A 3,785-nucleotide genomic window follows, 5' to 3' on the forward strand; every position below is an offset into this window, starting at 1 on the left:
AGGTCGGAAATGGCGGTCTGCAGGTGCGGGTCCCAGTTCACCAGCCGCTTGTCGCGGTAGAGCAGGCCCTGCTTGTGCAGGGTGACGAAGACCTTGCGGACCGCCGCGCTCAGCCCCTCGTCGAGGGTGAAGCGCTCCCGGCTCCAGTCGCAGGAGGCCCCCAGCCGGCGCAGCTGGCGGGTGATGGTCCCGCCGCTCTCGGCCTTCCAGGCCCAGACGCGCTCGACGAAGGCCTCGCGCCCCATGTCCCGCCGGCCGATGTTGCCCTCGGCGGCCAGCTGGCGCTCGACCACCATCTGGGTGGCGATGCCGGCGTGGTCGGTGCCCGGGAGCCAGAGCGCCGCCTTGCCCCGCATGCGCTCGAACCGGATCAGCACGTCCTGGAGGGTGTTGTTCAGGGCATGGCCGATGTGCAGCGAGCCCGTGACGTTGGGCGGCGGGATGACCACGGAGAAGGGCTCGGCCGACGGATCGTCGGTCGGCGAGAAGGCCCCGGAGGCCTCCCAGCGGGCATAGAGCCGAGGCTCGGCGGTCTTGGGATCGAAGGTCTTGTCAAGCATGGCGGTTTCCGAGGCGGACCCGTAACGGAAGGACCGTTCACGTCAAGGATAGTTGCTGGAAACGCCTAACGGACCCGGCCGCTCCGCGAAATCCGCTCGATCTCCGCCTGGACCTGGGCTTCGACGATTTCGGGAAGGTGGTTGTCCAGCCACTGCTTCAGAAGCGGACGAAGAAGCTCCCGGACAACGTCCTCCAGGGTGCGGAAATCCTGCGGCATCAGGAGTGACGCCGAGAGATGACCAAAGGCCGCCGCCGCAGCGGCTGCTGTGGGGTCGGACACAAGGGCGGGCTGAGGACGCAGGGGCTCAATGTCTCCCACTGGATCAACGCGGTCCGTCAGATCCAGGACGTCTTCTTCAACCTCCACCTCAGGCTCAGGCTGAGGCTCAGGCTCAGGCTCAGGCTCTGTCTTGAGCTCAGGCTCGGGTGGCGGCGGGAACTCCGGCTCATCTCTGTCCCCCGAATCGATGGTTTCGACCGGAGGGGAAAAGCCAGCCTCCTCAGGAGCCTCCTCCGAATTCTCACCATCATCCTCGGAGATGATGCGACGAATGGAGGCGAGAATTTCCTCCATTGTCGGTTCTTGCTTGGACTCGTCGGACATCCGCCACCGCGATTCGGGAAAGGACCAACCTCGGACCTGAGGCTAGGCGCACATAACTTAACAGGCAATTCCCGACGGACATGCACGGGCTTCATACTTGAAGATAGCTGATTCCCCGGGGATTCCATGGCCGACGGCGTAGCCCCGGCCCGGAAGGTCCTACCTTGCGGGGGGCAGCGCCTCTGGCGGACTCACCGGCGGTGGTGACGGTGCGGCCGGGACCGGGCGATCTGGTATGATCGCCGGCTTGGGGACCAGGATACCGTCAAGACCAGAACCCGGGACTTCCCATGGCACCCAACCCCAGGTGACCCGCAGATTCCGGAAGTTGGCCGAGGGATCGTAGCGGGGAACCTCAGGGACCAGATAACCCACCTGCAGACGACCGACCTGGCTGAGGACGCCGGCGGCGGCGACATATTCATCCCTGCGGGCGCTGACCTGAGCGAGCTCGGCGGCACGAAGTTCCTGTTCGGCGTTGAGGACGTCAATCGTGGTGCGCAGACCGACCCTTTGCTCCTGGACGACACCCTCGGCAGCGATCCGGGCGGCGCGGACCTGCTTGTCCGTCGCCTCGATGTTGCTGCGCGCGGCCTGGAGCGTACTCCAGGACTGGGTAATCGTCTGGCGGACGGTCCGACGGGCATTCTCTACGCCCAGGCGGTCGACCGTATTCCGCTCCGTCGCGGCCCGGATCCTGGAAAGCGTCTGCCCCCCCGAAAAGATTGGAACGCTGACCACCGCCGAGCCGGACAGCGCCCGGGAGTAGGCATCGGTGTGCAGCGGGCTGGCAAGCCCGCTGTAGCCCAGTTGGCCTTGAAGGGCGATGGTGGGCATCTGCTCGGCCCGGGCCCCGGCGATCCGAGCACGACTGGCCTGCTCAGCGTACTCCGCCGCCCGCACAACCGGGCTGCCGCTCTCGGCCAGATCCCAGGCCTGCTCGACGGAGGCGGGCAGGAGGGCGCCGATTGGGGGTTCAGGGGCAAGAGTCCCGGGAGCCTGCCCAACCACGGCCTCGTAACTGGCGCGAGAGGTTGCAAGGGTGGCCTGGGCGGAGTTCAGGAGGGCGACGGCGGCCGCGAGACGGGCCTCGGACTGGGCCACGTCTGTTCGCGTAATCTCGCCCACTTCGAACCGGGCGCGGGACTCATCAAGCTGCCGCTGAAGGACCGCGACGTTGGTCTGGCGAATTCTCAACGCCTCCTGGTCCCGGCGGACGTCGACATAGGACTGGATCACCTGGCCGAGGACCTGCGCCTCGACGCGACGGAGGCCTTCACGACCGGACAGGCTGTCTGCCTCGGCCGCCGAGACCGCTGAGGCCACCCGCCCGCCCGAGTAAACAGGCTGGGTCAGGGACAGAACGGCCGAACCGGAGTTGTTTTCGACATCTACAAGCGGCCGGGTTCCGGGAATCGTCGTCTCCGACCAGGTGGCGCGGCCGCTGACTGACAGGGTGGGTCGATAGCCTGCCCGTGCCTGATACCAGTTCTCGTCCAGGGCCCGGAGCTGCGCGCGCTGGGCCTGGAGGGTCGGATTGGAAGCGTAGGCCATGGCGATGGCTTCCGCGAGGGTCTCGGCGGACGCCGCGGACGGCGCAAGCGATAAAGCCGCCAGAGAAACCGCAGCAAGCCAGCGGCTGCGATGTCGCATGATCATCTCTTATCCCCAACTTCCGGACGGGCTGAACATCCACCCTTATGACCGGCGTTTCCGCCGGAAGCCAGTGGAGCTGACCTTAAGGATTATTCACCCGGGCCTTACGATTGTGTTTCCAGGCGAGCCCGTCCGGCCCGACGACTTAGTGTTCAGAAAGCGAAGCCAATCTGCGGCTCGAGGCCAGGCAGAAAGGCGGGCGTTGCGTCGAAGCCCGTGCGACGTCCGAAGCCCTCAGAGGTCCTGAGGTAGACGACAGCGCGGCCCGCCGGACCCTGGCGCTCGATGACCACCGCCCGCCCCCCAACTGACAGGGCCTCTAGCCACTCCGCTGGGATCTGCCCCATCGCTCCCTCGCAGACGAGGATGTCGAAGGGACCTGCTGGCGGCCGGGCGAGCGCCTCGTCGTCAAACCGTGTCACTGCCACCCCGCAGGCCTCCAATAGCGAGGCGGCGTAAGGCGCCGCGATCGCCAGGCCTTGCTCTCCCGCGACCGGCGCGGCGAGCTGGACCAGCTTGGCGACATCCCGAGGCCTCAGGAGACGCCGTCCCGGCGCATATTCTGGCTCGACGTCGGCATAGGCCTGGTAGGCGCGCGTCGCGGGAAGGAAGGCCTCCCGGGGGATCCGTCGCATGGCGTCCTGAATCCGAAGATCGGTCACATCAGCTGTCCGGACCTGGCTCTCCACCATGTTCAGTCGGGCTGCAAAGGTATCGTCCATGACGTCTCCGGTCGGCTGGAGGAAGGGGCGGCGACGCCCAGGGGGCCTGACGGGCCATCGCGCTTATACGACCCGGGCTGCATTCAAGGCAATGCGGGCCGTCTCGGACATTGCCCCGGCCAGCGCCATCTGTTAGCGATCGCCGGCCCGGTGCGGACCGGTGCGGCCTGATGGCGGAGTGGTGACGCAGCGGACTGCAAATCCGTGCACCCCGGTTCGATTCCGGGTCAGGCCTCCAAACC

Annotated in this window: 4 protein-coding genes and 1 tRNA gene; 1 reads left to right on the forward strand and 4 read right to left on the reverse strand. The window is 66.8% G+C overall.

All coding sequences use genetic code 11. From position 1 onward, the window contains the following. The 4 genes from IM632_RS04715 to IM632_RS04730 all read right to left on the reverse strand — a co-directional run. Window positions 1-560, reverse strand: a 560-nt coding sequence (locus IM632_RS04715) for a class I tRNA ligase family protein (RefSeq protein WP_296534524.1), incomplete at its 3' end; no start/stop codon positions are given. Between the two features lie 65 nt (window positions 561-625). After that, complete coding sequence (locus tag IM632_RS04720; RefSeq protein WP_296479935.1) at window positions 626-1,135, reverse strand: DUF2497 domain-containing protein; 510 nt, start codon at window positions 1,133-1,135, stop codon at window positions 626-628. Between the two features lie 189 nt (window positions 1,136-1,324). Continuing rightward, window positions 1,325-2,824, reverse strand: coding sequence for a TolC family outer membrane protein (locus IM632_RS04725; protein WP_296479934.1), 1,500 nt, complete (start codon window positions 2,822-2,824; stop codon window positions 1,325-1,327). Window positions 2,825-2,973: 149 nt separating this feature from the next. Further along, a complete protein-coding gene (locus IM632_RS04730) occupies window positions 2,974-3,543 on the reverse strand; it encodes a protein-L-isoaspartate O-methyltransferase (RefSeq protein WP_296518623.1) in 570 nt (189 codons plus the stop codon). A 164-nt stretch (window positions 3,544-3,707) separates the two neighbouring features. Here IM632_RS04730 and IM632_RS04735 point away from each other — a divergent pair. Continuing rightward, window positions 3,708-3,781, forward strand: a tRNA-Cys gene (locus tag IM632_RS04735). Window positions 3,782-3,785 lie beyond the last annotated feature (4 nt).

Source organism: Phenylobacterium sp. (assembly GCF_020402505.1).
Lineage (GTDB): Bacteria > Pseudomonadota > Alphaproteobacteria > Caulobacterales > Caulobacteraceae > Phenylobacterium.

Bases quoted from the DNA above. Each gene is read 5' to 3' on its own strand.
- IM632_RS04730 (WP_296518623.1), bottom strand. From the start codon at position 3,543: ATGGACGATACCTTTGCAGCCCGACTGAACATGGTGGAGAGCCAGGTC.
- IM632_RS04720 (WP_296479935.1), bottom strand. From the start codon at position 1,135: ATGGAGGAAATTCTCGCCTCCATTCGTCGCATCATCTCCGAGGATGAT.
- IM632_RS04725 (WP_296479934.1), bottom strand. From the start codon at position 2,824: ATGATCATGCGACATCGCAGCCGCTGGCTTGCTGCGGTTTCTCTGGCG.